At 42.7% G+C, this 23808-nt stretch carries 20 protein-coding genes; 15 read left to right on the plus strand and 5 right to left on the minus strand.

Annotation, left to right across the window (positions count from 1 at the left end; all coding sequences use genetic code 11):
* Positions 1–69: 69 nt before the first annotated feature.
* Positions 70–1014: a ribose-phosphate pyrophosphokinase gene (locus AC4PG5_RS03330; RefSeq protein WP_492030041.1), complete on the minus strand. Its 945-nt coding sequence runs from the start codon at positions 1012–1014 to the stop codon at positions 70–72.
* A 251-nt stretch (positions 1015–1265) separates the two neighbouring features.
* On the opposite strand from AC4PG5_RS03330, the gene AC4PG5_RS03335 reads away from it, so the two are divergent.
* The 8 genes from AC4PG5_RS03335 to AC4PG5_RS03370 all read left to right on the plus strand — a co-directional run bounded on the left by AC4PG5_RS03335 (position 1266) and on the right by AC4PG5_RS03370 (position 11490).
* Positions 1266–5606 (plus strand): DUF5113 domain-containing protein, encoded by a 4341-nt coding sequence (locus tag AC4PG5_RS03335; RefSeq protein ID WP_492030042.1) that lies wholly within the window; start codon positions 1266–1268, stop codon positions 5604–5606.
* Between the two features lie 160 nt (positions 5607–5766).
* Entirely contained in the window at positions 5767–6495 is a 729-nt protein-coding gene (locus AC4PG5_RS03340; RefSeq protein WP_492030043.1) for a DUF5932 domain-containing protein, read from the plus strand.
* Positions 6485–7939: an AbgT family transporter gene (locus tag AC4PG5_RS03345; RefSeq protein WP_492030044.1), complete on the plus strand. Its 1455-nt coding sequence runs from the start codon at positions 6485–6487 to the stop codon at positions 7937–7939. Before AC4PG5_RS03340 ends, AC4PG5_RS03345 begins: the two co-directional genes overlap by 11 nt.
* Positions 7940–8075: 136 nt before the next feature.
* Entirely contained in the window at positions 8076–8504 is a 429-nt protein-coding gene (locus tag AC4PG5_RS03350) for a BT0820 family HAD-type phosphatase (RefSeq protein ID WP_492030045.1), read from the plus strand.
* A 360-nt stretch (positions 8505–8864) separates the two neighbouring features.
* Entirely contained in the window at positions 8865–9488 is a 624-nt protein-coding gene (locus tag AC4PG5_RS03355; protein ID WP_492030046.1) for a type IV toxin-antitoxin system AbiEi family antitoxin domain-containing protein, read from the plus strand.
* On the plus strand, positions 9485–10309 hold the full coding sequence (locus AC4PG5_RS03360; RefSeq protein WP_492030047.1) for a nucleotidyl transferase AbiEii/AbiGii toxin family protein: 825 nt from the start codon (positions 9485–9487) through the stop codon (positions 10307–10309). The genes AC4PG5_RS03355 and AC4PG5_RS03360 overlap by 4 nt, the downstream gene beginning before the upstream one ends.
* A gap of 626 nt (positions 10310–10935) precedes the next feature.
* Positions 10936–11214 (plus strand): hypothetical protein, encoded by a 279-nt coding sequence (locus tag AC4PG5_RS03365; protein WP_492030048.1) that lies wholly within the window; start codon positions 10936–10938, stop codon positions 11212–11214.
* A gap of 147 nt (positions 11215–11361) precedes the next feature.
* Positions 11362–11490: a hypothetical protein gene (locus tag AC4PG5_RS03370; RefSeq protein ID WP_492030049.1), complete on the plus strand. Its 129-nt coding sequence runs from the start codon at positions 11362–11364 to the stop codon at positions 11488–11490.
* 239 nt (positions 11491–11729) lie between these two features.
* On the opposite strand, the gene AC4PG5_RS03375 is transcribed toward AC4PG5_RS03370, so the two are convergent.
* Positions 11730–12980 (minus strand): DEAD/DEAH box helicase, encoded by a 1251-nt coding sequence (locus tag AC4PG5_RS03375; RefSeq protein ID WP_492030050.1) that lies wholly within the window; start codon positions 12978–12980, stop codon positions 11730–11732.
* A gap of 133 nt (positions 12981–13113) precedes the next feature.
* Positions 13114–14337, minus strand: a complete 1224-nt coding sequence (gene serB, locus AC4PG5_RS03380) for a phosphoserine phosphatase SerB (protein ID WP_492030051.1) — start codon at positions 14335–14337, stop codon at positions 13114–13116.
* Positions 14338–14817: 480 nt separating this feature from the next.
* On the opposite strand from serB, the gene AC4PG5_RS03385 reads away from it, so the two are divergent.
* The 7 genes from AC4PG5_RS03385 (at position 14818) to AC4PG5_RS03415 (ending at position 21571) form a co-directional block, all read left to right on the plus strand.
* A complete protein-coding gene (locus AC4PG5_RS03385) occupies positions 14818–15849 on the plus strand; it encodes a hypothetical protein (RefSeq protein ID WP_492030052.1) in 1032 nt (343 codons plus the stop codon).
* A 196-nt stretch (positions 15850–16045) separates the two neighbouring features.
* Entirely contained in the window at positions 16046–17095 is a 1050-nt protein-coding gene (gene pstS, locus AC4PG5_RS03390) for a phosphate ABC transporter substrate-binding protein PstS (RefSeq protein ID WP_492030053.1), read from the plus strand.
* 161 nt (positions 17096–17256) lie between these two features.
* Positions 17257–18114, plus strand: coding sequence for a phosphate ABC transporter permease subunit PstC (gene pstC / locus AC4PG5_RS03395; protein ID WP_492030054.1), 858 nt, complete (start codon positions 17257–17259; stop codon positions 18112–18114).
* Positions 18111–18995 (plus strand): phosphate ABC transporter permease PstA, encoded by an 885-nt coding sequence (gene pstA / locus AC4PG5_RS03400; RefSeq protein WP_492030055.1) that lies wholly within the window; start codon positions 18111–18113, stop codon positions 18993–18995. Before pstC ends, pstA begins: the two co-directional genes overlap by 4 nt.
* 27 nt (positions 18996–19022) lie before the next feature.
* Positions 19023–19793, plus strand: coding sequence for a phosphate ABC transporter ATP-binding protein PstB (pstB, locus tag AC4PG5_RS03405; protein WP_492030056.1), 771 nt, complete (start codon positions 19023–19025; stop codon positions 19791–19793).
* A 311-nt stretch (positions 19794–20104) separates the two neighbouring features.
* Complete coding sequence (locus AC4PG5_RS03410; protein ID WP_492030057.1) at positions 20105–20821, plus strand: phosphate signaling complex PhoU family protein; 717 nt, start codon at positions 20105–20107, stop codon at positions 20819–20821.
* A 246-nt stretch (positions 20822–21067) separates the two neighbouring features.
* Positions 21068–21571: a TlpA family protein disulfide reductase gene (locus tag AC4PG5_RS03415; protein ID WP_492030058.1), complete on the plus strand. Its 504-nt coding sequence runs from the start codon at positions 21068–21070 to the stop codon at positions 21569–21571.
* Between the two features lie 333 nt (positions 21572–21904).
* On the opposite strand, the gene AC4PG5_RS03420 is transcribed toward AC4PG5_RS03415, so the two are convergent.
* Entirely contained in the window at positions 21905–23218 is a 1314-nt protein-coding gene (locus AC4PG5_RS03420) for a UDP-glucose dehydrogenase family protein (RefSeq protein WP_492030059.1), read from the minus strand.
* Positions 23219–23255: 37 nt separating this feature from the next.
* On the minus strand, positions 23256–23801 hold the full coding sequence (gene rfbC / locus AC4PG5_RS03425; RefSeq protein ID WP_492030060.1) for a dTDP-4-dehydrorhamnose 3,5-epimerase: 546 nt from the start codon (positions 23799–23801) through the stop codon (positions 23256–23258).
* Positions 23802–23808: the final 7 nt, after the last annotated feature.

A 23808-nucleotide genomic window follows, 5' to 3' on the forward strand; every position in this document is an offset into this window, starting at 1 on the left:
TCATAAAATAAAATAGACTATCTTAAAGAAAGCCTTTAAGATAGTCCTTTAGTTTATTGCGCTCTTGAGTTATCGCTTAATGATATATTGTGAGCTGATTGATTCATTGTTTACCACACGTTTGATGGTTTCAGCGAACATGTCTGCAATGCTTAATTGTTTTACTTTAGCACATTTCTTGCTGTAAGGAATGCTGTCAGTAAAGACCATTTCAGTTAATGTTGATTCCTGGATGCGGAAAGAAGCAGGATCGGACATCACGCAATGGCTGGCAATAGCGCGAACTGATTTTGCTCCACCTTCCATGATAATGTCGGCTGCTTTAGTGATAGAACCTGCTGTGTCAACGATATCGTCTACCAAGATCACGTTTTTGTTTGTCACATCACCGATGATCTGCATAGAAGCCACTTCGTTTGCTTTTTCACGAGATTTGTTGCACAATACCAATGGTACACCAAGATATTTTGAATAGGTACTAGCTCTTTTTGAACCACCAACATCAGGAGTAGCAATGGCTAAATCTTCTAAGTTTAATGATTCGATGTAAGGAAGGAATACGGCTGACGCATATAAGTGATCAACTGGAATATTGAAAAAACCTTGAATCTGATCAGCATGTAAATCCATTGTGATTAAACGGTCGATACCTGCCACAGCTAAGATATCGGCTACCAATTTAGCTCCAATCGAAACACGTGGTTTATCTTTTCTGTCCTGACGAGCCCATCCAAAATAAGGAATAACGGCTACTACACTTTTCGCTGATGCTCTTTTTGCTGCATCGATCATCAGGAGAAGTTCCATTAGATTGTCTGAATTTGGGAAGGTGGACTGAACAAGGAAGACGTGTGAACCGCGTATTGACTCTTCATAAGATACAGCAAATTCACCATCGGCAAAGTGAGTAATGTTCATGTTTCCCAAAGGGCAATTGAGACTTGCGCAGATTTTTTCTGCCAGGTATCTCGAATTCGTTCCCGAGAATACCATAAAGGGTGCTTTTTCGCTCATTTTTAATAGTTGTTACCTATTTCGTTAATTTGCCTGCAAAGGTATAAATTCTTGAGGCATTATAAAAGATTTATTTCAAAAAACATAAGGCAAAAAAGATTCTTTTTATTCCGGTTTATTTTGTCCATAGCAGAAATAATTGCTTTTTTTATGTTCATTTTACTCGTAAATAGTGGTTTTTGTCAAGCATTTATCTTTACTTTACCGGAAATATTTGTAGATTTGCTATCTAAAAGAGTTTGAATTACGGTATGAATTTACGTGTTCCGTTATATATAATGATCGTGATCGGTTTGTGTGGAGCCTTTTTCTCCTGTACCGATATGGTGCCGACACGAGAAGTACGGTTGATTGATTCGCTTAACGGTAAGGCGTATAGCTATAAATATCGGGACTTAGACTCCTGTTATAAATATGCCCGTGAGGCATACGGCCAGATTGATTTCTATAAATCGGGAAAAGCAGAAGCCTGCAATAACCTCGGTTTTTATGCCTTCATGGAGATGGATTTTGAGAAAGCGGAATCCTTGCATAAAGAAGTCTATAAGTTTGCGAAGAATGAGCTTGAACTGTTGATCGCCGATATCGGGTTGATGAAGATCTGTCAGCGGACGGCAATGAATAAGGAGTTTTATGATTATCGGAACCGCGCCTTAAGACGAATGAAGCGGATCAAAGAAGATAGCGACTTGTTTGTCGACCGACACGAACGTCTTCGTTTAAACTATGCCTTTACAGAATTCTATATCGTTTCAGCCGTCTACTATTATTATTTGCAACAGCGCGACGAAGCCATTGCATCGCTTGATCAAATCGACCAAGAAGCGCTTGCTACCGATACGAACCAGCTCTTATACTACCATTATATTAAGGGATCGGCTTCCTTATCTCATGCCGACACGATAGAAGATCGAGCGTTGCAAGAGTTTGACGAACTCTATTATACGTGGCGGTTGGCTTCTCAGAAACGGTATCCATACTTTGAGGCAAATAGCTTACAAGGCTTAGCCGGACTCATGATCTCATCGTCGAAATTCGATTTCTTCAAAGCACGAAGAGTACATTTTATTGAGAAACTCGGAGTGGAATCGGATTCGCTATTGCCGTTAAAGCTCGCTCAGACCTCGCTATCCCTATTTAAGAAATACAACGACCTATATCAAGTTGCCGGAGCCTATGTGACGATCGGTCGCTACCTGAATGCTCATGGGTGTTATCAAGAAGCTTTAGATACCCTTTCCAAGGCGTTAGACTGTGTGAATCGCCATCATGAACAGTTCTATCATTCTTCGAACAAGAAAAAGGATCAGCTTCTGTTGTATTCTAACGAAAACTTCGATTCCGGTGCCGTGACCTGGAGCGATCATACCAATATTAAGACCGTGCCCGAATGGATCTCCCGTATTCGTGAGCAGTTGAGCGTATCGTATGCCGGGCTGAACAATAAACGGGCCTCCGATTATAATCGAAATGCCTATCTGGATATCTTGAATTTCACCCGACAAGACAAAGAACTGGAGAGTCGTTATTTATCTCTCGAGGCAGAGTCTAATCAGCTCACCGTTGTCATGTTGGTGGTTATCGGAGGATTGGTCTTGCTGATCATTTTTTTCATCTTTTTCAATAGACGAATGAAAGTCCGTGATCAACTCTATCTCGAACGTCTACAACGGACGCTGGAGTTATGTAAGGATATCATCTCATCGATACCAGTCGACTTGGTTTCGATACAGCAAGGCATTGATGAGGTCTTTGGGAAGAACAAGCTAGAACTTCATCTCGATGACGATGGTAAAGCTCTTTACAAACTGTCTCAACGTTTGAATAAGGAAGATAAAGCCATCTTATTGTTGATACAACCGTATGTCGACTGGGCGCTAAGCAATGAACAGATGATGGAGGAGCTGGTCGACGAGCGACAACTGTTGGATAAGCAACGCTATATCTACGAACAGCATATTGCAACGAATAAACGGCAAAATGTAATCAAGAAATCTTGTCTGGCCATTGTAAACGGCATGACGCCTTATATCGACCGCATTCTCAATGAAGTGCATAAGTTGACGTCGCTGGATTATCTGAAAGAGGACGCGATCAAAAGAGAGAAGTTCCGATACATCGATGAACTGGTTACGACGATCAATGAGTATAACGATATCTTGGCGCTTTGGATTAAGATGAAACAAGGATCGCTCAATCTGAATATTGAGACTTTCGAACTGAATGCGCTCTTTGATTTGCTTGGCAAGGGACGAAGGGCTTATGAGTTGAAGAAGCAAACGCTCCAGGTTGAACCGACGGACTTGTGGGTGAAGGCCGATCGCGCGCTGACCTTATTTATGATCAATACGTTGGCTGAGAATGCTCGTAAATATACTCCGGAAGGAGGCAAAATAGAGGTCTATGCGGCGGCATCGGACGACTATGTTGAAATCTCCGTGCAAGATAATGGTACCGGACTCTCCCAAGAGGATGTCAGTCGCATTATTGAGGAGAAGATTTATGATTCTCGGTCGATTGGTATGGAGCATACGGTCGACCCCGAACAACTCATGAAGAGTAAGGGGAGTGGATTCGGCTTGATGAACTGCAAAGGCATCATTGAGAAATACAAGAAGACCAATCCTCTGTTTAAGGTTTGTCTGTTTAATGTGGACAGCGAACAGGGTAAGGGGAGCCGTTTTTATTTTCGATTGCCGCTAGGGGTACGGAAAACATTAACGATTTGGTTATTGATGTTGCTTCCTTTGGGATTTGCCTCTTGTCTGCAAGGGCCTGCTCAACGGATGGAAGACGACCAACCGCAGAATTTATCGGAGGTGGTTCAAGATTCTCTTTACGAGGATTTGCTCAATCAAGCTTCAGACTATGCTAATTCCGCTTATTATGCCAATATTGACAAGAACCATCAACTGGCCATTCAATATGTTGATTCGGCGATAAATTTGCTTAATGCACACTATCGGAAGTATTCTCTTAACCAACAAGTCAGCAAGCAGACCAACCAACAGGAACAGCATTTCATGACTCTTAAAGGGCAAGATCAGCCGGCCGAAATCTTCTGGTGGAACGAGGGGTACAATACCGATTTTCACGTCATTCTAGATATTCGAAACGAGGCTGCGGTGGCCTTTCTTGCACTAAAGCAACTCGATGCGTATAGCTATAACAATACAGCCTTTACCGATCTCTACAAGCTACAAGGGGAAGATCAATCGTTGGAAGCTTTTTGTCGCCAGCTCGAACAATCGACGATCAACAAAACGATCGGTATCATTTTATGTCTTGTCTTGTTAGTGCTCTATCTCATTGTGTACTATTTGGCTTATATGCGGAAAAGGATTCAAAACAGATTTAACTTGGAACAAGTCCTCGAAATCAATAAGCGCGTGTTTTCAGCTTCCATCATTCGACAAGAGCGACCGGTCGATCTCTTGGAACGTGAAGATAATGCGTTGAAGGAGATCCCTAAGCGCATCGTGGATGAAGCTTACGATAGTGTCAACGAACTGCTGACCTCTGAATGTATGGGGATAGCGGTATACAACGAGACGACGAATGCCTTGGACTATGTCTCGCGTCCGAACCGTCCCATGCCGAGCATCGTTGAAGAGTGTTTCGCGACCAAGACCCTCATCTCGAAGGATGGAACTCAAACCTTACCTCTAATGGTGGAGGTGCGCGATGAGGAGAAATGCGTCGGGGTGCTCTACTTAGAACGTCGCATCGGAACCGAACAGGCCACCGACAGTTTGCTTTTCGAACTGGTTGGACGGTATGTCGGCATTGTGATCTTTAATGCGGTGATTACCTTAGCTTTAAGATATCGGGACATTGAGTCCGCTCAAGAAGAGGCTTATCGCGCCTCCTGGGAGGACGGCGTGTTGCACGTGCAAAACATGGTACTCGATAACTGTTTGTCGACGATTAAGCACGAAACGATCTATTATCCGAATAAGATCAAGCAGATCATCGACCGACTAAATACGAAGTCGCTTGCAACTGCTGAGGAATTGGAAGCGGTAGAAGCCATTACCGAACTGATCGAATACTATAAAGGGATTTTCACCATCTTAAGTTCGTGTGCCTCGCGCCAACTCGAAGAAGTCACCTTTAGACGGACCATCATCTCGGTGAAAGAGTTGTTCGACTTTGCTGAGCGGTATTTTAAGAAAGCCTCTAAAACGGTTCGTTCAGAGATTCGTCTCCTTACCGAAACGTCCGACCTCAGGGTGCTGGGCGATCTTAACCTGTTGCGTTTCTTGTTTGAGAATCTCATCGACGAAGCTTTGACGGTCGATGAAGCCGGGGAACTACGCCTGTCGGTGGTCGGTGAACGCGATTATGTGCGTTTTATCTTCACCGACCGTAGACGTCAAAAAGAGACTGAAGAGTTGAACCAACTGTTTTATCCCTCTCTTGAGCGGATGACGGCCGATGATAAGGGAGAACTGAAAGGAACAGAATATCTCATTTGCAAACAGATCATACGCGATCATGATGAGTTCGCCGGACGTAGAGGATGCCGAATTAATGCCGAACCTTATCCGGATGGTGGGTTCAGCATCTATTTCACGATCCCTAAACGGTAATTGAAACGCGATTAAGTGGTAATTGAAACGTGTCTAAGTGATAATTGAAACGCCGTTAAATGATAATCGAAACGCGGTTAGGCGACATTTTAAACACGGTTAAGTGATATTGGGAAACGTTTGAACGAGAATTGAAACACACATAAAAGTTAGATATAGAATGGAAGAAAAGAAATTCAAAGTTATTATTGTCGAAGATGTAAAACTTGAATTAAAAGGCACAGAGGAGATTTTTCGGCATGAAATACCAAACGCAGAGATTATTGGTACGGCCATGACTGAGAAAGAATTCTGGCCATTGATAGAGGCTGAGACTCCCGATCTTGTTTTGTTGGATTTGGGACTTGGAGGGTCGACTACCATTGGCGTTGATATTTGTAGAAACATTTTCAAACGGTATAAAGGCGTACACGTTCTGATCTTTACCGGGGAAATCTTGAATGAGAAGTTGTGGGTCGATGTTTTGGATGCGGGAGCCGATGGCATCATCCTCAAGACAGGTGAACTGCTCACTAAGACAGACGTTCAGGCGGTGATGGATGGGAAAAAGCTCGTGTTCAACTATCCGATACTCGAAAAGATTGTCGACCGATTTAAGAAGTCGGTAGCGACCGATGCCAAGCGACAAGAGGCTGTGATCAACTACGATATCGACGAATACGACGAGCGTTTCTTGCGCCACTTGGCTTTAGGATACACCAAAGATATGATTGCCAACCTCAAAGGCATGCCTTTCGGGGTTAAATCGCTTGAGAAGAGACAGAACGATCTGATCAACCGCTTGTTTGCCCATGGCGAAAGGGTAGGGATCAATGCGACTCGTTTGGTGGTCAGAGCTTTGGAACTTCGCATTATTGATTTGGATAATTTAGAAGAAGATGAAGAATAAATGGCGTATGCCTCATCCGGCCACTCTGTTTTTCCTACTAACTCTAGGGATCGTCTTTTGCTCGTGGATCTGTGAGATTTACGGACTGAAAGTCGTTCTACCCAATACCGGGCAAGAACTGCGTGTACAGAGTTTGTTGAGTCCGGAGGGGATACGTTGGTGGTTGCGCCATTCTATCAGTAACTTCACGAGCTTTTCCCCATTGGGAATGGTGATTATTGCATTGTTCGGATTAGGCGTTGCCCAACATTCGGGACTCATCAATGCCTGTATCAGACGGGGGATCGGTGAAAAGGGGAATCCGAAAGCCATCATTATCGGCGTCATTTTTCTAGGACTCTTGTCGAATGCCGTTGGTGATGGAGGATACATCTTATTGCTTCCCATCGCTGCCGTCCTCTTTCAGTGGGTGGGACTTCATCCCATAGCCGGTATCATCACCGCTTACGTTTCTGTGGCGTGTGGATATAGTGCGAATATCTTTCTGAGTACGATGGACCCGCTATTGGCCAATCTGACTCAGGAAGCGGCGTTAGAGGAGATCGGTTACCAAGGCAACACAGAACCTTTGTGTAACTACTTCTTCATGAGCGCTTCAACGTTTGTCCTTGCTGGAGTGATTTATGTCATCACTCGGCGGTGGCTCTTACCTTCCATGGGTGAGTATCAAGGTGAGGTTCGTGTCGAAGGTTATAAGCAGTTATCCCGAAAGGAGCGAAGAGCTCTGATCATCTCGTTAGTGGTCTTAGGTTTGTACACGGCTTTGATCTTGTTCCTAACCTTTTCATCGTATGGCATCCTTCGCGGCGTTAACGGAGGTATCATGCACTCGCCGTTTATTGCCGGTATTCTGTTCCTGATCTCTTTAGGCATCGGGATTACAGGGCTAACCTATGGCATTTATTCCGGACGTTACCATAGAGATTCGGAGATCGTTGAAGGCTTTGTGCAGCCCATTAAGATGTTGGCTTCGTTCTTCATCATTGCCTTTTTCGCTGCACAGATGTTTGCTTGTTTCGACTATTCTCATTTGGACAAATACATCGCGGTGGTGGCTGTTAACTGGTTTGCATCGTTTAACTTCAGCATACTGCCGGAGCTGATTGTGTTTATTCTAGTGGTGACACTGGTCAACTTGATTATGGTTTCCGCCACCGGCAAATGGGGCTTCATGGCTTTCATCTTTATTCCGTTGTTTGCCGAGAAAGGCATCTCACCGGAGGTCGTACAGTGTGCCTTTCGTATCGGCGATAGCGCAACCAATGCCATTACACCGTTCTTGTTCTATATGCCCTTGGTCTTGGTTTACATGCAACAATACACCAAGCGAGTCAGTTATGGAACACTATTCAAATACACTTGGCGGTATTCTCTAGCCATATTAGTGGTTTGGACGCTGCTGTTTATGCTTTGGTTTGTTTTGAAATGGCCGGTGGGGTTGTAGGTTCTGGTCAAGAAAATATGTTAATAAAACAAGAATAGGAGTTAGATTTGCACAACACCCCTTATCTTTGTCCTAAATTATACAATTCATTTAATCAAGTGTAAACGATATAAACGATATAAAATAAAGCATATTTATGGTTATAGCAGTAGATTTTGATGGCACAATAGTAGAACATCGTTATCCGAAAATAGGGGAGGAGATTCCTTTTGCAGTAGAGACATTGAAACTTTTACAACAAGATAAGCACCGATTGATTCTATGGAGTGTTCGTGAAGGAGAACTTCTGGACGAGGCCGTTGAATGGTGTAAACAGCGAGGATTGGAATTTTACTCAGTCAATAAAGATTATCCGGAAGAAGAAAAGAAGCACCAAGGTTTTTCACGTAAGCTGAAGGCCGACATGTTTATCGACGACCGAAACGTTGGCGGTTTGCCCGATTGGGGAATGATTTACCAAATGGTGAAAGAGAGAAAATCATTCGATGACGTTTATGGTCTTGAACGCGCAAAACAGCAAAAGACGAAGAAAAAGAAAAAATGGTTCTCATTCGGCCTCTTTTAAAGAGGTGACTTTTTAGGTGCGGTTGTTGTTGCTCTGGAGTGCGGTGCTTGTAGCATTATAGTGCGGTGCTCACAATTCTGTAATACGGTCGCCATGACGCTGAGGTGCGGTGCTTTTCACTCTGAAGTACCGCTCTTTTTTTGTCTCCCAATACCCCCCTGCTTTTGCAATTGTTTTACTAGCTTCCTTTCTCCGTCCATTCTAATATTGATCGAAGAGATGACGACTTCGTTTGCACAACGTCATCCCAATTCTGGGAGTATTCTACTAAAATAGTAATTTTTCGAATAGATAATTCAATTGAAAAGTATTATCTATTCAAATTTTGACTATATTTGTCGTACATAAGAAGTGAAAGATATGACATTACTCTCTGAATTAGGTAATACACCCATTGATTTTGCGGTTTTAAAGTCAATGTTTCCCAACTATAAGTCGGTACATAATAAAATCAGTGAACTTGAAAAGTCCGGCAAACTTCTCAGGCTCAAAAAGGGTATGTATATTGTGTCTCCCCATGTGAGCGGAAAGCTGTTGTCCGAAGAACTTATCGCGAATCATCTATATGGACCATCTTATGTTTCGATGGAATTTGCATTGCGATATTACGGCCTTATACCTGAGAGTGTCTATACCATTCAGTCTATGACAACAAAACACTCTAAAGAGTTTAAAAATTCACTTGGAACGTTTCAATATACGCAATGTTCAAAAGAGTACTTCTCAATTGGCATCAGACAAGAAATAAAAGGACTTACTTCATTTCTGATGGCTTGCCCTGAAAAAGCACTCTGTGACTTAATTATCCATACTCCAAATCTTAATCTACGATTCCAGAAAGATCTATTATTATATTTAGAGGAGGATCTTCGCTTCGATATGGAGGCTTTTTATCAAATGGATAAATCGATATTTGAACATTGCATAAAAGTGGGTAGAAAAAAGTCTACCCTCACAAATCTACTTAAACTCATACAGCGATGAATACTATTTTTGAACAGATGCTTTCCAGATATCAGATTGTTAGCGATAAAGATCGTCGCAATTCCATCTACGAGGTCATGCAACAGATCACTTTAGCAGGACTTTATCGTGGAGGTTTTTTTGATAAAGCCGCCTTTTATGGTGGTACATGTTTGAGAATATTTCATAAGTTGGAGCGTTTTTCGGAAGATATGGACTTTTCACTTTTGTCACACGATGAATCGTTCAACTTAGAAGAGTATTTTCCGGCTATCAGAGATGAGTTTAGTACATTGGGGCGTGACGTCGTCATTACCAAAAAAGATAAGCGAAGTTTTGGGAAGGTTGAATCTGCTTTTCTGAAAGATGATACAGAAGTGTATGATGTCGTATTTCAAACAGAGAAAAGTTTGAAAATTAAGATTGAAGTTGATACAAAACCACCTCTGAATTTTCAAACTGAGCAAAAGTTGCTGTTGCATCCATTCTCATTTATGACGCGTTGTTTTACTCTGCCTGATTTATATGCAGGTAAGATGCATGCTTTGGTCTTTAGGTCTTGGAAGAATCGAGTAAAGGGACGAGATTGGTATGATTTTGAATGGTATGTAAGAAATGGGATTAAGCTAGATTTTAATCATTTGCAGGAGCGTATTCGTGAATTCAACGGAATAGAAGTAAATAGAGAAGGATTCATCAAACAGCTAAAAGAGAAGATTGCTAGTACTGACATGAGGATGGTCAGACAGGATGTGGAACCTTTTCTCAAGAATGTTGATAGTTTGAATATATGGTCTACTGATTACTTTTTGCAACTAACAGAAATGATTGTTTTCGAATAAGGAGAAGTATTTGTAGAAAGAGTGAATTAACTTTATTATGGCTCTCAACCTTCCCGACTTTTTATCAAATACTTGTCATTTATTTCTGACTGTATAATCAGCATTAGCTTTTATCTTACTCCGGAGTTTAATATCATTAAGGATCTTATTAATGCTTGGAATAACCATATTCTTTCCTTTAGCATCCCATGATTATTTAGATATTTGTCAATTAAGAAATGTAATCGAAGAAAATGCTTTTCTTGATTCTTATACTCAAATTGCTCTTCAAATAAAATCTGGTTATTACGCTCTCCTATTAGAATGATAGTAGCTTCCTTGCCACCATTATCTTGTTCTTAGATTGAAATTATTGTCTTATTCATATTTCTTAATGTTTTATTTACGAATAAGATAACTTTGTTGAAAACTTCTTTACGGATGTTAAAGTATTGGCACGGCATTTGTTTTGAATTTGCCATGAGATTATTCTCAGGTTAATACAGCCAAAACTCGTGAGAGTATGTAGCAGGCTTTTATAAATTCTTCCCCTGTATAACTGAAGATACTTAACATAAACAGAATACCTATCTGTATAAATATCGGGAGAATTAATAGATTGTTTAACCTAAAAAGTTTACTGTATTATGTACGTTAAAAACGTGAATGGTTCAGGTAGATATTCTTCTCCATCAGGATACACATCTTGGTTGGATTATTGGAAGAAACAAACAGGGCAAAATCCAACTTATTGTTCTGAAAAAAGCTGCCTAAGCAAAGATCTAGTTGGAGCGCATGTACAAAAGGCTTATAGCACAGATAACAGCTGGTACATAGTTCCATTATGTAACAGCTGTAATCAAAAAAGTTCAGCAGATGTTTTTGAAGTGACTGAGACTTTAGTGCCTGTGCCAAGCAATCTTTAATAGTATTGCTGTTCTCACTCAAATTGCGTTACAGCGCAATAAAGAGTTCTCTCAAGCGTGCATAAGCACATATAGCTTAATAATTCTGCTAATTTGCAGAGATAACAACAACCTGAAATATGTTGTCACTAAATAGATAAAAAAGTTATGGCAAAGAAAGTTACTTCAAAAGCTGTTGCTACTAAAGCGTCTAAAGCATTGCAAGACGGACGTTCAAGTGCAAGAACTAAGAGTATCGCTGGAAGTGCTTTATCTCAAAGTGAGAAAAAGAAATAAGAGATTTCCAACTCTTTTAAAAGACACCCTGACAGAGTTGTCGCTTTGTCAGGGATTTTTATGCCTTTATGTCATATTATACCTGCTGTCGATTAAAAACTCTGTAAATTTAATGATAGTATAGATAATGACAAAGTTTTTACATTATAGATTCTTAAACTACGTTAATAGCAAAGAGCTTTCGATGTTAATTTGTTACCAAACTTATTTAGGGTATTGTCGTAAATAGACACATTCTTTTACTTCTCGTGATTAGCGTTCGGTTTCTTATAGAATTTCTTTTTCTTTGGACCTTTTCCTTTAGAGCCACTTCCTTTTGATCCTTTGCCATGAGTTTCCGAATTATATTCCGGTCCTTCACCCAACTCTTCGGGCATCGGAACCTTATAGATTTCCTTCTCAAGGAACTTCTCGATCAATCGGAACTTGTATTGCTCTTTCTCTCCGATAAAGGTTAGGGCGAGTCCTTCGTTATTTGCACGGGCTGTACGACCGATACGGTGAACATAATCCTCACTGTCGTGTGGAACATCGAAGTTGATGACTAGTTTGATATCATCAATGTCGATTCCGCGCGCTACGATATCGGTAGCGACAAGAACGTTAATTCTGCCGGCTTTAAACTCGCGCATGATGACTTCACGTTGCGATTGTTCCAGATCGGAGTGCATCTCACCAACATTCAGTTTCATGAGTTTTAAGGACTTGGTCACCTCCTTAACTTTGATTTTAGAAGAGGCAAAGATGATGGTTCGTTCCGGTTGCTTTTCGGCAAATAAGGTGCGGATGATGCCCAACTTCTGAGCTTCATAACAAACATAAGCGGCTTGTATGATCTTATCGGCGGGTCTCGATACCGCTAAACTGATTTCTACCGGATTCTTCAAGATGGTTTTTGCCAATTGCTGAATCTTGCTTGGCATGGTGGCCGAGAACATGATGGTCTGGTGATTCTCAGGCAAGAGTTTCGCAATCTGCATGATGTCGGCATAGAATCCCATGTCGAGCATGCGGTCGGCTTCATCGAGGATGAAATGAGACACTTTCGAAAGGTCGACGTATCCCATGTTAATATGAGCGATGAGACGTCCCGGAGTGGCAATGACCACGTCGGCGCCTAAAGTCAGCCCTCTCTTTTGTTGTTCAAAGAGGATGCCATCACTTCCGCCGTATACAGCAACGCTCGAGACCGGAACAAAATAGGAGAATCCTTCCATCTGTTGGTCGATTTGTTGAGCAAGCTCGCGAGTCGGCGTCATAATGATGCAATTGATGGCCTCTTGCGGATGTTTTCCTTCCGATAGCTGATTAAGCACAGGAAGTAGAAATGCTGCGGTTTTTCCCGTTCCGGTTTGGGCAACGGCGATCAAGTCGTTCCCTTCGAGTAATACCGGAATGGTTTTCTCTTGCACCGGAGTGCATTCGTCGAATCGCATGGCATCGATTGCTTCGAGTATGCTATCGTTTAAGGCAAGTTCAGAAAACTTCATTCTATTGTTATTTCTTGTTTTTTCAAATTATATGTTCAAATCGCATCTTGATATCTTGTCTTCAAATTAGACCTTCAGATTAGACCTTCAGATTGCCTCTTGAAATCTCATCTTGAAATTACATATTCTCAAATTACATATTCAGATAAGAATCTTTAAATCCGAGGAAATAAAGCACGCCGTCGAGTCCGATGGTATTGATGGAATGCTTAGCATTGGCCATCACTTTCGGCTTGGCGTGGAAGGCAATGCCCAAACCGGCTACTCCCAACATCGGAAGGTCGTTGGCTCCATCTCCCACAGCAATGGTCTGTGCGATGTCTACTTTCTCAACCTTAGCGATGAGTTGTAGAAGCTCAGCTTTACGCTTTCCGTCGACAATGTCTCCGAGGTAACGTCCGGTCAGCTTACCGTCTATGATCTCTAAGTCGTTGGCATAAACATAATCGACTCCATATTTCTTCTGTAAATATTCTCCAAAGTAAGTGAATCCTCCGGATAATATGGCAATTTTGTAACCATATTTTTTAAGAACGAACATCAGTCGATCTACACCCTCAGTGATGGGCAGATTTTCGGCAATCTCTTTCATCACCGATTCATCCAATCCCTTCAGTAAAGCAACACGTTGTGTGAAGCTCTCGTTGAAGTCGATTTCCCCACGCATGGCACGTTCGGTGATGGCTTTTACTTCATCGCCAACCCCGGCTTTGATGGCCAATTCGTCGATCACCTCTGTCTCAATCAAGGTGGAATCCATATCGAAACAGATCAGTCGTCGCATGCGGCGATACATATTGTCTAATTGGAACGAGAGGTCCATGTCGAGACGGGCCGCTAGTTGCATCAGTTGCGATTGCATCTCTATGCGATCTTTAGGAGTACCTCTGACCGAAAATTCGATGCAAGCTCTGGGACTTACCTCGCATTCGTTTAATGGTACACGTCCCGTGAGACGGCGAATAGAGTCGATATTCATGCCTTGCTGACTTAAGACACGTGTAGTCTCTGCAATCTGCTTGGCCGAGAGTTTACGTCCTAGAACCGTTAAGATATAGCGGTTTTTCCCTTGCATCTTTACCCAAGAATCGTATTCTTCGGTGGTCACGGGGTAGAAGCGTATGGAAACGCCTAATGAGGATGCTTTGAATAGCAATTCCTTCATGATGAATCCCGAGTTTTCTTCTTCTGTTTTGCAAAGGATGCCTAATGAAAGTGTATTATGTATGTCTGCTTGCCCAATATCTAAAATGGCTGCGTCATATTTAGCTAGTATTTCTGTGATGGAGGTTGTAAGACCTGGACGGTCTTCTCCGGTAATGCGAATAAGGATGAGTTCTGTTTCTGATGACAACATATTCCAAATTTTAATCTTACAAAGGTAGAAAAAAAGTTTATAGCTATGCTACATAACATAAAAAAGGTTTGCCCATTGATGGAATATCTTGAGTTTTGATCTATGAAGATGAAACGCTAATGACACATCTTGTTTCATCACCGGCGATTGAAAACGGTGACTTTCTTTCGACAGAGGGTGATACGGTTTGGTTTTAATCTTTTGTTTATGAACTATTTAATAGGTAAAGCGGTTATACAATAGAAACAGAACGTTCGATCACAAAAGGCTTTCCCGTTTTAAAGAAGAGGTTTGCCGATGAAAAATAGAGTAACAATAGTGGAACAGAAACGTTTTGTGTATTTCATTGGATTTTAGTCGGGTATTCATACCTGTTTCACGTTTAATAGGTTTGTAATACCGGTGTAGCTTGTGTGTAATTTGGACTCTATAGTTTTGTGCCGAAAGAAATGAAGATAGATTAATAAATTCTAAAGCAACATGAGAACAATCAAATCGATTCCATTATTTGCATTACTGATTGCAGCGCCTTTTACTGCTTTTGCCCAAGGTGAGTCGCAAGAGACTAAACAAGACCTAAAACAGGACGTGAAACAAGAGACTAAAACCGAGTTGAAAATCACCGGCAAGCCAATTGTCGCTGTTTATGCCAACTACTCTGCCGGACTCGGAAATGCCAACGGTCAGTCGGGCTTTAATCTCGATCGTTCGTACTTAGGTTACCAATTCAACTTTTCTAAAGACCTTGGTGGTAAGGTGGTTTTTGACGTCGGATCGACAAAGGTGGCGGGTTCCGATCTCGAACGCGTAGCTTATATTAAGAATGCGATGTTGAGCTGGACGCCGGGTAACTTTACGTTCAACGTGGGGTTGATCGGTTTGGAACAGTTCGGACTTCAGGAGAAGTTCTGGGGATACCGTTATATCTGGAAGTCTTTCCAGGACGAGTATAAGTTCAACTCTAGTGCGGATATGGGAATTGTGGCCAAGTATAAATTCAACAAGTGGTTGAGTGCCGATGTGACCTTTATCAATGGTGAAGGTTATAAGAAGGTTAATAAAGACAATAATAACCGTTATGGAGTAGGGGTGACCGTCACTCCGATCAAGCCGTTAACTCTACGGGCATACGTCGATCGTTATGATGCTGATGGTGCAGGCAAAGAGGCTCAACAGTCGATGGCTTTGTTTGCGGGCTATAAACATCAATATTTCAGCTTGGGACTAGAATACAATAAGTTGTGGAGTTCCGATTTTATCAAAAATCAGGATAAGACCGGTTACTCGGCCTATGCAACGGTCTTCATCAATAAGAAGTTTGCGGTTTACGGACGTTATGACGAGCTGACTTCAAAGGATCATTATTTCAGCGGAGAGACTCGAAGAGCCATTGCCGGTGTTCAGTATAGTCCGCTTCGTTACTTAAATTTCTCTCCGAACATTCAGACGCAGAACCCTGCCAATGGAAAGGCTTCGACCTATTTGTTTATGAATATGGAGATTAAGTTTTAATCGTTTTGAAACACACACGGATGTCATCGTTTTGTAATAGTGGTGTCTTGAAATTGTAGCACTTATGACTTAACACTGTAGCAATGATCATCTAATTTTACACTCGGAAAAAGGGAGTACACTCTTTCATCAGAGATAGACCCTATTAAAGGTTTCACGTTATTAAATGATATTACATTATTAAATTTATACAACAATGAAGAAAGTTCTATTATTCGGATTGGTTATTGCTCTTGCTGCATGTGGCGGTAAAAGACAGGATGGTTCCTCTAAGATTACACTTTCGGGTGCGGGTGCTACTTTCCCTCAGCCTTACTATGATGCAGCTTTCAAGAGTTATCAAGATTCTACCGGAACGGTGGTGACTTATGGTGGCGTCGGTAGCGGCGGTGGTATTCGTAGCTTAAAAGATCAGATTGTCGATTTTGGTGCAAGCGATGCCTTCTTGTCGGATAAAGATATGGAAAAGATGCCAAGTCAGGTGGTACATATCCCAACTTGTATGGGAGCTGTTGTGTTGGCTTACAATCTGCCGGAAGTGAAGGATTTGAAACTGACGGGTGAGTTGGTGGCCGATATTTACTTGGGTAAGATCAGCAAATGGAACGACAAGCGTATTGCGGAGATCAACCCGGGATTTCAGTTGCCTAATAGTACGATCAACCCGGTTTATCGTTCGGATGGTAGTGGGACAACTTTTGTCTTCAGCGATTATCTATCGAAAGTGAGTCCGGAGTTTAGTGAAAAGGTGGGACGCGATAAAGCGTTGAAATGGCCGGTGGGTATTGCCGGAAAGGGTAACCCGGGTGTAGCCGGAACCATCAGTCAGACTGCCGGAGCTATTGGTTACATCGGATCGGAATACTCTTTTGCTCAGAACTTGCCGGTGGCAGAACTGAAGAATAAGGCCGGCAACTTTATCTTGCCTTCGACCGAGAGTATCTCTGCTGCTGCAGCCGGTGAACTGCCTGCTGATACAAGAGCGATGATTACCAACTCTGATCACCCGAATGCTTATCCGATTGCTTGTTTCACTTGGATCGTGATCTATAAAGAACAGAATTATAACGGAAGAAGTCAGAAACAAGCGGAAGCGACTCTTAAACTTTTGGATTGGATGACCAATGCTCAAGCACAAGGGTTGACGGCTAAGATCCACTATTCTCCACTTCCTGAATCGGCGGTGAAGAATGCTAAAACGATCTTGAAGTCGGTGACTTACGATGGACAAGCGATCTTAAAATAATTGTCAATTTGAAATTAAAAACTTGCTTAAACACAGCTTTGGCCTCTGCAACCGTTGGTTGCCGGAGGCCATCTTGCAGACTTTGTTTAACCGGGTTTTGAGCTTTTGCGAATAGCGAATTTTGAATAGCGAATCAAACCTTAGATTCAAGAAACGATAGAATGAAAGATAAAATCTTTAAAATACTTTTGCTGCTGTGTTCTGCACTCGTCTTATTGATTTGTGGAGGAATGATCTACTCCTTGGTGAGTGGCTCTATTCCGGCACTCAGCCATTTCGGCTTTTTCGACTTTGTCACGACAGCCGAATGGAATCCAAGACCCGACCATGAGGAATATGGCGCACTCTCTTTTATGGTAGGCACGGTGATGACTTCTTTCCTTGCTTTACTTTTCTGTATTCCTTTCTCACTGCCGGTGGCTTTGTTTACCGGCGAATATTTCAGAGGGACGCGTGCTGCGGTGGTGATCAGCTCGATCATCGAACTTTTGGCGGGCATTCCTTCGATTGTATACGGACTCTGGGGATTCTACACGTTGCGACCGATTCTGGTCGACTTACATCTCTCGGCACAAGGCTTTGGCATCCTAACGGCTTCCATGGTATTGGCCATTATGATCATTCCGTATGCTTCGTCGTTAAGTTCTGAATTTATCTCGATGGTACCACGCGATCTGAAAGAAGGCGCGTATAGCTTGGGAGCCACTCGTTTGGAGGTGATCCGAAACGTGATCTTCCCGGCATCCGGCTCAGGCGTCTTTGCCAGTTATATCTTGGCTCTCGGACGGGCCTTGGGCGAAACGATGGCGGTGACCATGTTGATCGGTAACACAAACGACATCCCGACTTCGCTCACAGCTACGGGTAACACCATGGCCAGCGTTATTGCCAATCAGTTTGGCGAAGCCGATGGGTTGAAATTGAGTTCGCTCATTGCCATCGGATTGTTGCTCTTCTTGATTACGGCGCTGATCAATTTTATAGGTAAAGTGATTATGACCAAATTTAGTAAAGCATGATAAATACATCTTCTAAATCGCCTGCTGTCGGATTTCGACAATTTAAAGACCGTGCGTTCTTTTGGACGGTCTGTCTACTGTCGTCGTTGACGGCTGTCCCTTTGATTGTGATTCTTTGGGAACTACTAAAAAAAGGATATAAACAGATCAACCTCAGCTTCTTTACCGAGGTGGCACCCAGTACGCTAGAGGCGATGACGGCTAAAGGGGCGAATGAGATCATCCCCGGCGGTATCGTCAACGGAATCACCGGTACGTTGTTAATGGTGGTTCTAGCGTCTATCATTGCCATCCCGACGGGAATCATGGGAGGGATCTATCTGTCGGAAAAACCGAAAGCGAAGTTCTCGCATATCGTTCGGTTCCTGACCGACTTATTGCAAGGTACACCGTCGATCGTGATTGGTCTGATCGCCTACGCTTGGGTGGTGATGCCGTTGCGCAGTTATTCGGCTTTGGCCGGTAGTGTGGCTTTGGCCATCATGATGCTGCCTCTGATTATCCGCTCAACAGAGGAGACGCTTAAGATGCTTCCGAGCAGTTTGAAGGAGGCGGGATTGGCGTTGGGATCGTCGTATACGAGCGTGATTCTTCGGGTATTGGTGCCTTCGGCATTTGGCGGATTGTTTACCGGTATCTTATTGGCTATTTCACGGGTGACGGGAGAAACGGCTCCTCTGATGCTAACGGCTCTAGGATCGACCATCGTTAACTGGGAGGTGACGAAGCCGACGAGTGCTGTTTCTTTGTTGATTTGGCAATTCTATAACGACCCTAATCTGGTCGACATGATTTGGAGTTCTTCTTTATTCCTACTCCTTTTCATCCTGGTGCTCAACCTTATTGCCAAGAGTGTGGCTCGTAAATGGCGAATTCAGTAAAATAACGATTTTAAAACGATAGATACAATGTTACAGATAGACAATCCTATATTACAGATTAAAGATGTTTCCATCTCTTATACGCCGGGAAAGAACGCGGTCGAAGGGGTTTGCGCCGATATTCATCGGAATAAGATTACAGCCATCATGGGTCCTTCGGGATGCGGTAAGAGTACGCTTTTGCGGGCCATCAACCGAATGCATGAGCTGTATCCCGATATTAAGGTGTCGGGTGAGATCTTGATGAATCAACGGAACATTCTGGCGATGAACCCGATGGAGGTTCGCCGTATGGCCGGTATGGTTTTCCAGCGTCCTAATCCGTTCCCGACCATGAGCATTTACGATAATGTCATTGCGGGTTATAAGCTGAATGGCATCGGACTCTCGAAGAAGGAGAAAGATGAAATTGTGGAGACGAGTCTGGTGAATGTCGGCCTATGGGATGAGGTGAAAGATTCTCTTTTCAAAAAGGGAACGTTCCTTTCGGGTGGACAGCAGCAACGGTTGTGTATTGCGCGTGCCTTGGCTCTGAAGCCGGATGTGTTGTTGATGGATGAGCCGACCTCGGCACTCGATCCGATCGCAACGAACCGTATCGAGGATTTGTTGCTCGATTTGAAAAAGGAGTTTACGATCATCATCGTGACGCATAATATGGGACAGGCGGCTCGTATTTCCGACTATTCGATGTTTATGTACTTGGGTCAGCTGGTGGAATATGATAAGACGAAAGTGATGTTCACCAATCCAACGGATAAACGAACTGAGGATTATCTCACCGGACAGTTTGGCTAATGGGACTTGATCGGATTCATTGGTTTGATCAACTTCATTGACTTAACCGGATTCATTGACTTGATCAACTTGAACTTCTGTATATTCTGGATCTGCTAGATCTTCTGTGTCTTTTTGACCTTTTGACCTTTTGTGTATTCTAGATTTAAAGAAGTTCTAAGCAGAGTCTTAAACATGAGCCTAAGCAGAATCCGAAATTTAATCCTAAACAGGACAAACCCCGGATATTAGTCTAAACAGAAGTTTAAAACAGAAGTTTAAAACAGAATCTTAAATAGAATCTTAAACGAAATCTTAAAACGATAAATAGGATGACTACACTGAAAGAGAAAGTTTTTAGTCGGATTACAAGCGACTTTAATGTATTGGCCCCTGAGATCTTTCGCCAACTCGAACTGATCGGTGAGATGTTGGACAATAATCAGGACGAACTGTTGTATAACGAGATTTGTAAGAACGAACATATCATCGACAGCCTTGAGGTTAAGATGCGTGCCGAGGTGATCAATTCGATTGTGCTTTATGCGCCCCGTGCCACTAATCTTCGGATTATCATTTCGTATTACGACATGGCGGCCAACTTGGAGCGTGTAGGGGATATGATTATCAATATTGCCAACTCGCTGAAGGGAACGAATGTGAATGGTCCGATGTTCTCGGAATATAAGGATAAACTTCGAGAGATGCTGTTCCTTGCCACACGAATGACTCGCGGGGCGATTGACGCGTTTGTGAAGAGTGAGAATGTGTTGGCGAAGGAGGTGATCGATCTGGATGATGATCTGGATGAGCTTTACCATGTGGTGCATCGTGGATTGCCGAGAGATGAAGCCGATAAGATGCTTTCGCAGAAAGATCTGACGGATATCTTATCGATCAACGGCATGGCTTACAATATTGAGCGTATAGGCGATCACGCGACAAATATTGCGGAGTCGGCTATTTACTTGATCCATGGGCAGGATGTGAAGCATTTGGGACATGAAAACGATGCTTCGGACTTGATCGCAGCCTCTCGAGGAAAATAAGAACGTTTTTCCCCGTATTATCGGGCTTTTCGGCCCTATTTTAAAGGCTTGTTTATGTTATGTAACATAAAATAATGATACATTTTATTGATTTTCAGCATTAATGTTATATCTTTGCCCCGATTTGAGCTTTTTTGAGGTGTCAAATTAGAATTAACGCTTGGTTTATGTCTGCTTTATACGGCCGATTTTCGGTCTATCGATAACTGATTATAAATGAGCCAGTATTAACCAAAACCGACTTACATGAGATATGTAAAATGGATTTTTGTTGTATTACTAATTAGTTCCTTGACGTCTTTCATTGAGAAAGATAAGAAGCCTGCCGAAGGTTTGAGTGAGGGGGATGTAGCCCCCAATTTTAAAATTCCTACATCGAACAAGAATGCTGCTTTTCAATTGCAGAATCTTAAAGGCAAGCCCGTCTTGCTGAGTTTTTGGGCCACTTATGACGCACCGTCGCGAATGCAGAATATTCGTTTTAGTCGCGCGCTTCATGATTCCCCAAAAGTGGAACTGGTTTCGATTGCTTTCGACGAATATGCGTCGATCTTTAAAGAAACCATTCGTAAGGACCAAATAGTTACGCCAAACTGTTTCGTGGAAACGGGTGGCGAGAAATCGGAGCTCTTCGACGAGTATGAGCTAAATAGAGGTTTCGCTAACTATTTATTAGATGGAAATGGTGTTATTATAGCCAAAAACATCTCTGTAGAAGAACTTTCTGCTTATCTGAAAAAGCTAGGTTAGCTTTTTAAACTTGGAGAAAGTTTAGAACCTTTGATCGTTTATCAATAATGATCGGGGGATACATGAGGGAATGAATACAACAGAACAATCCGCTTGTACTTTACACGTTAAAGTCAAGCGGATTTTTTGATTTTAAGAGGGGGCAAATTCCTTTAGGTTTAATGACTCTTTTCTAAACAAAATCACCTCTGCTATAATTTTGTAGCAGAGGTGATTTCTATTCTTGTGAGGTACAGCGCATTTTTATCCCCTTAAAGCTCAATTCGAACCTAATCCTTTATCTGAGTTTAATGGAGTAGGAGCATTGATGCTCCTAGTCTCTTTGTGACAAGTTTATTTGCCGATGCACTGATAGATGATGCCTTGTTCTTCCAACTCTTTCTTGTCGTAAATGTTTCGACCATCCAACAAGATCGGGTGTGTCATGGTCTTTTTAACCACCGGCCATGAAGGCATTCTAAATTCTTTCCATTCGGTTACCAGAAGTAGAGCATCTGCTTCAAGGATCGCATCGTAATGATCCTGAGCATAGTAGATTACGTCACCAATCTTACGACGACATTCGGTCATTGCCGCAGGATCGTATGCGCGTACCTTACAACCGGCTTCCAATAGCTTCTCGATCAAAATCAATGCCGGAGCTTCGCGCATATCGTCGGTCTCAGGCTTGAACGATAATCCCCATAATGCAATGGTTTTACCTTTCAGATCACCGTTGAACAGGGCAGAGAGTTTGTTGAACAATACACTTTTCTGTGCTTCATTCACATCTTCCACAGCGCGCAGCACCTTCATCTCGTATCCATTCTGTTCGGCCGTTTTGATCAACGCCTTCACATCTTTAGGGAAGCACGATCCACCATAACCGATGCCCGGATATAAGAATTTCCGTCCGATACGGCTATCTGAGCCAATGCCGTGACGTACCATGTTGACGTCGGCACCAACGAGTTCGCAAAGATTGGCGATGTCGTTCATGAAACTGATACGAGTAGCCAACATCGAGTTAGCCGCGTACTTCGTCATCTCGGCAGATGGGATATCCATGAAGATCACTCTGAAGTTATTAAGCAAGAATGGCTTGTAAAGCTTGGTCATCAACTTCTCGGCACGTTCCGATTCTACGCCGACTACGACACGATCGGGACTCATAAAATCGTTGATGGCATTACCTTCTTTTAAGAATTCCGGGTTTGAAGCCACGTCGAAGGTGAGATCGACTCCGCGTTTATCCAATTCTTCTTGAATGGCTGCACGCACTTTCTTGGCTGTTCCCACCGGAACGGTGCTCTTGGTCACGACCAGCGTGTAGTGTTGCATGTTTCGTCCGATGGTACGTGCCACATCGAGCACATAGCTCAAATCGGCACTCCCGTCTTCGTCCGGAGGGGTTCCTACGGCACTAAAGACCACTTCTACATCGTTCAGACAACTTTCCAATGAGGTGGTGAATTGTAAACGACCGGCTTTAACATTACGGGTCACCATCTCTTCCAATCCGTTTTCATAGATGGGGATGATGCCTTTTTGTAAAGATTCTATTTTTTGTTGATTGGTGTCTACGCAGGTGACGTGAACACCGATTTCTGCGAAACAAGTACCGGTAACTAATCCGACATAGCCGGTTCCTACAATTGCTATTTTCATAAATTAAACGATTGTTTTTCTGTATTTAAATCTATTCTCAAAAATAGATAGCATCTTTAAATGCAACGCCTTGTTTGTCTTTTGGCGAAAGCTGAATCTGTGATTCCGAGATGGGCCAGTCGATACTCAAGGTACGATCGTCGTACTGGATGCTGGCTTCGGCTTGCGGAGCATAACCATTGTCGACCTTATAGCAGAAGATGGCTTCCTCGCTCAACACTAAGAAACCGTGGGCAAACCCTCTAGGGATCAATAGTTGTCGCTTATTCTCTTCGGTTAGTAAAACACTGATATGCTTGCCAAAGGTGGGAGAGGCCTGACGGAGGTCGACAGCGACATCGAGAACTTCACCTTTGATGACGCGCACGAGTTTCGCCTGACTCTGTTCTCCTTTTTGGTAATGGAGGCCTCGGAGGACTCCAAAAGACGATTTGGATTCGTTTTCCTGAATGAAATTGATGGGGCCGACGGTCGACTCAAATTCTTCTTTTTTGAAAGATTCCATAAAATAGCCTCTTTCATCACGAAAAACTTTAGGCTCGATCAACCAAACGCCATCTATTTCTGTTTGTATATAATTCATATTCGAT

The organism is Bacteroides sp. QWL-09 (assembly GCF_058683585.1).